The sequence below is a fragment of the Sphingopyxis sp. genome (assembly GCF_035565275.1).
Classification (GTDB): Bacteria; Pseudomonadota; Alphaproteobacteria; order Sphingomonadales; family Sphingomonadaceae; genus Sphingopyxis.
The window spans coordinates 1-3,053 of record NZ_DATMST010000176.1; the positions used below are offsets into that span (position 1 = coordinate 1).

General features: G+C 65.1%; 3 protein-coding genes and 1 pseudogene. 2 read left to right on the plus strand and 2 right to left on the minus strand.

All coding sequences use genetic code 11. The annotated features are described in order from the left end of the window. Positions 1-112: 112 nt before the first annotated feature. Both VN047_RS12570 and VN047_RS12575 read right to left on the minus strand, forming a co-directional pair. Entirely contained in the window at positions 113-1,438 is a 1,326-nt protein-coding gene (locus tag VN047_RS12570; protein WP_325543168.1) for a type II toxin-antitoxin system HipA family toxin, read from the minus strand. Continuing rightward, on the minus strand, positions 1,438-1,689 hold the full coding sequence (locus VN047_RS12575; protein ID WP_325543170.1) for a helix-turn-helix transcriptional regulator: 252 nt from the start codon (positions 1,687-1,689) through the stop codon (positions 1,438-1,440). The genes VN047_RS12570 and VN047_RS12575 overlap by 1 nt, the downstream gene beginning before the upstream one ends. Positions 1,690-2,267: 578 nt before the next feature. Between VN047_RS12575 and VN047_RS12580 the strand changes: the two genes are divergently transcribed. Together VN047_RS12580 and VN047_RS12585 are read left to right on the plus strand one after the other, a co-directional pair. Further along, the gene (locus VN047_RS12580; RefSeq protein ID WP_325543172.1) at positions 2,268-2,846 is read left to right on the plus strand and encodes an RNA polymerase sigma factor; all 579 of its coding nucleotides are present in this window, start codon (positions 2,268-2,270) and stop codon (positions 2,844-2,846) included. Next, positions 2,843-3,053: pseudogene (locus VN047_RS12585) on the plus strand (hypothetical protein); the annotation flags it as partial. The gene VN047_RS12580 and the pseudogene VN047_RS12585, both read left to right, overlap by 4 nt.

The window sequence follows — 3,053 nt, forward strand, 5'->3', positions numbered from 1 at the left end:
GCCGCCACCCTTCCCGCCGGGCCACCGCCGAGAGCCGCGACGGCCACGTGCGGCCCGCGATCGCGGGCCGATGCGCGAGCATCGCCTTTAGAGCGACACCGCGGCTATGCCTTCAGAGCGATGCGTAGGCCGTTTCGAGCAGCGGCAGCCGGGCTTCGATCGCCTTGACGATGCTGTGGTGGACTTCGGCATGAAAGTCGCCGGGCATCTGCGCTACCGTGATCGACGCTGCCTTCACGCCTGCCTCCAATATGTCTTCGAACGCGGACTTCATCGTCGCACGGCCGAGGCCGGCCTCCTGCGCGGTTTCGGTGAAATGGCGACCCGCGATATCGAGGATGCGATATTTGCGGCTCGTGCCCACCGACATCGCCAGCTTATATTTGTTGTTCGGGATTTGCTTGCGGTCGAAGGCGCCCTCAGCGGACAGCACATCATAGGCGGGTGTCAGCGAATAGCGTCCGCCGGGACGCAGGAAGAGGCTGAAATTCTTGGCATGGCCATCGGTCGCGCCGATCAGCCAGAAGAGCAGCTGGCTTTTGAGAAAGGCGGCTTGATCGCGCAACGGCTCGTCGGCTCCGCGCAGCAATTTGAGGATATCGACGGCACCCGGCCCCCCGCTATTCTGATATTTCTGCGCCGGAGATATTCCGAGCGCCTGGCAGCAATCTTCCTGCGGCAGGCGCAGAATCCGCTCTTCGCGCCGTTGGCGGTCGAAGCGCTCGACAACGAGTACGCGCCGCTTTCCGAAGGTTTCGATCCGGGTGGTCGCGACCGGGAGACCGAAGGCGGACAGCAGGCACAGACAATAATGCTCGTTGTCGACGCTATGCTGCATGTCGACGACGCCGAAGGCGGTCGGGATCTCGCCGAGCTCGGGCTTCAGGATATGGGTGGTCGGGGTCGTGCCGCGCGGTCGCTTCCAGCGGCCATCGTGGAACAGGAGCGCCGTCTTTTCCTGCGCGCCGGCCACGGAGATACGAAAGTCATGGTCCTGGTCGACGCCGAGCGGCGTGCCGGCGAGATTGGCAAGGAGCGCTTCTATCGCATCGTCATCGATGGCGTCGCCTTCGATCGCGGACAACGCGTCGACCATTGTCCCTTCGGGCAGGAACTGCATCGCGCCCACGCAATCGCGCCCGATGCGTTCGAGCAGGCTGTAATAGTCGGCGCCCTCGGCACCGGTGCGTTCGGCGAGCCTTTTGCGCACGCGCGGATTGTCGGGAAGGAGATTCTCGAAGACCGCCGCGACCGAAGCGCCGCTATAGGCCGGCTCGCGCAAGGGGAGCGACAGCGAGACAGCAAAACCATGCTCCCAATCGAGCCATTCGCGGGCATAGCGGAAGCTGGTCGCGCCGCTCCGTTCCCGGATCAACTGCCCGACGAGACGATTGTTGATCCGGACATCGAGTGGAATATGGGCGCGGTGGCGGGGCATCAGAAGATATCGTCGATCCCGGGGGACGGGTCCCGGGCCCGGATATCGACGAGCAGGTCGAGATCGAGGGCCGCAAACAAGGCATAGAGCGACGCAAGCTTGGTACCGTCGTGCCCGACCTCGATTCGCGATATATGCTCCTGCCGGAGCCCCGACAGATGGGCGAGTTCGGTCTGGGTCAGGCCTTTCCGGCGACGCGCGCGCTGGATCAGGCTTCCCATCTGGGCGGGTGTACGGGCGATCTGGGCCATGGCGACCTCCTTGCAGCGGATATGCGCTAAATCGCATAAATTGTCAATATGCGAATTCTAGCATAAAATATGTTTATGCCCGAAAAACCATAATTGCCCCGACATTTCTCGCTATCCCATCGCGGCACGCACGCGATCCCGAGCGAGCCGGACTGGTCTCCGGACACGCTTTGTCCTCGATACCATGGCGCCCGCGCAAACGACGAGAGGCAGGCGTCATTTGCCGGACCGGCGCCGCCAGCGGCCTCGTATCGCCCCGCATGGCCCTGGCGCGCTCCCCATCATTTCCGCCGTTCCGGAATGCCCGGCGTTCGTTTTGCGTCCGATCCGGACCAATTTTTTCGCGGACTCTTGCCCTGCCGCTACGGCGAGCTATGCTTAAAGCGCATCGGGCTCGAGGCGCGCGGTGCCGGGTCGTAAGAAGCCCGCTTGAGACGAAATCCCTATCGCCATCCTGCCGGGTGGCCGCTGCGCATGTTCAAGCCTCCGGGCCAAAGGCTGCGGCGTAAGCCTCAAGCTTATTCTTAACACCCGGCTTCAAAGCCGCCTTTCCGCCGATGCGCGGGAAGGCGGAGGCGATGGATCTCGACGACGATCACGACAGGCGCGACATCGCGGAAAGCGACCCGCTGCCGCCCGGCGAGTGGCGGGGCTTCACGGCCGGCGCGCGCGTCGAGGCGATATACACCGCCCATGGTCCGGAGCTCGCACGCTATATTCGCCGCCGCGCGCCCGAGCAGGACGTCGGCGACCTCGTGCAGGAATGTTTCCGCCGCTTCGCCCAGAGCCGCGGCGCGGCGTCGAGCCTGATCGAGCGTCCCGCTGCCTATCTTGTCCGGACCGCGCGCAACCTGCTCGCCGAACGCGCCCGCACCGACGGGCGCCGGATGCAGGCCGATCACGGACCGTTCGAGGAGGCCGATCATGCCGGCCCCGATCCGCATGCGGCGCTCGAGGCGCGCGATACGATCCGCCGCCTCGCCGACGTGGTCGCCCGCCTCAAGCCGAAGACGCGGACCATTTTCCTGATGCACCGAATCGAGGGTCTCAGTTATGAAGAGATCGCGGCCGCACAGGGGATGAGCGTGAAAGGCGTGGAAAAGCAGATGGCCAAGGCGCTCGGCGCGATCCGCCGTTCGCGGCGGGACGAGCGATGATCGGCGGGCGGAGCGCCGAAGACTGGCTGGCACTGATGGAGGGTCCCGATGCGGAGCGGCATCGCGATGCATTCGACGCCTGGCACAGTGATCCGGCCAATGCCAAGGCCTATGCCAGCCTGCACAGCGACTTTGCGGCGGCGTCCGCGCTTTCGGCCGAAGAGGTCGCCCTGCTCGCCGGGCCGCACGACGCGGCGCGGCGGAAGC